Below are 1,546 nucleotides of genomic sequence, written 5' to 3' on the forward strand. Positions count from 1 at the left end.
GCCCGGCCCCGAGGTGCGCCGCCTCCTCCGTGGGCGGGACAGCTCAGCCCGACGCCAGGGCCGCCCGGCCTCGCAAGTCGGCCGTGCCACCGCCGTCGCGTGGCCTCGCGGGGCAGCCCGGGTGGGGCACGGGGGTCAGCCGCCCAGACGGAGTTCGCCCGCGTCGCCGCCCTGTGCGGTGAACGTGCCGGCGGCCTTGTCGTGCAGGCACTGCCGCCAGGGCTTGTCGAACAGCGCCCAGGCCAGGTTCACCACGCCGACCAGGAGCGCCGCCGAGCCGCCCTGCACCAGCCAGCGCACCACCGCACGTCCGTAGCCCGGCGGTTCCTGCTCCTCCAGACTCAGCACCCGCAGCCCGAACAGCTTCTTGCCCAGGGTGCGGCCCCAACGCGCGTTCGGCAGCGCCTCGTAGAGCAGGCCGAACACCAGCATCGCTCCGATCACCATCGCGAGGTAGCCGCCGGTCGTGCCGTCCAGCAGCCACACCTGTGTGGTGACACCGGCGTGTTCGGCCGCCTCGATCTTGTCCTTGACGTGGTCGGCGGTCTTCGGCAGGAGCGGGAACGCGACGGCCGCGCCCACCGCGCCCGTCACCAACGAGTCCAGCAGCCGGGCCGCCAGGCGCCGGCCGAGGCCGGCCGGACGGGCCTGGTTCTGCGCCGCCTGGAGGAAGGGGTCGTTGACCGGCGGGCGCCAGGGGGTCGGACCCTCGCCGGGGCCGCCGGGCGGCGCGCCGGCACCCGGCGCCTGCGCCAGGTCCCTGACCTGCTGGGCCCAGCCGGGTGTCCCCTCGGACCGACCGGCGGCGGCCGGGCCGCCCTGCGCGGGGAGCTGCGGCCCGCCCGGCACGGCACCGGCGGGGAGGCCGGGCTGCGCCCCGGGCGCCCCCTGCGGGTGGGCCTGCGGGGCGCCGGTCTGCGGCTGGCCGAAGCCGGCGGCGGGAGCGGCGGCGCCACCGCTCGAACGGGCCGCGCGGCGGGCGTTCACGATGTCCGAGCGACGCAACTGGGTGGTCTGCTCCGGCGCCGGGGCCGACCCGGGGGTACCGGCCGGCTGGCCCCAGGAGACGCGCTGGTCCTGCTCACCGCCGAAGCCGCTCTGCCGGTTGGCGTCGGCCTGCCAGGCGGACCCCGACTCGGGCCGCCCGCCGCTCTCCTCACGGCCCGTCGACTCGCCGCCGCCCGCGGCACCGGCCCCTCCGCGCCCGGTTCCCCCGCCGGACTGCCCGCCGACGTGCTGACCGGAGGCCTGCCGGCCGGGAGAGGCGCCGCCCTGTGCGGCGCCCGCTGCCGAGCCCAGGTGGCCGGTCTGCGGACCGAACTGCCCGGCGCCCGCGCCGCCCTGGCCGGGACCGCCGGTCGACTCACCGACGCCGGAGGCGGGGTGGTCCGTACCGTCGGCGGGACGGCCCGGGTTGCCGGCAGGCTGGCCGACGGGGGCTCCGAACCGACCGGCGGTGACGGGAGGCTGGGCGCCGGCGGGTCGGCCGCTGTCGGGGGCGGCCGGGTTCTGTCCGGCGGCCGTCCCGGGCTGGACGGTGTCGGGG

The 1,546-nt window shown here is 79.0% G+C and carries 1 protein-coding gene; it reads right to left on the minus strand.

Annotated features, from left to right (window positions below):
* Nucleotides 1-135 precede the first annotated feature (135 nt).
* Nucleotides 136-1,546 (minus strand): RDD family protein (locus FNX44_RS29325; RefSeq protein ID WP_143651557.1); only part of this gene is annotated, 1,411 nt, incomplete at its 5' end.

The sequence above is a fragment of the Streptomyces alkaliterrae genome (genome assembly GCF_007097205.2).
Classification (GTDB): domain Bacteria; phylum Actinomycetota; class Actinomycetes; order Streptomycetales; family Streptomycetaceae; genus Streptomyces; species Streptomyces alkaliterrae.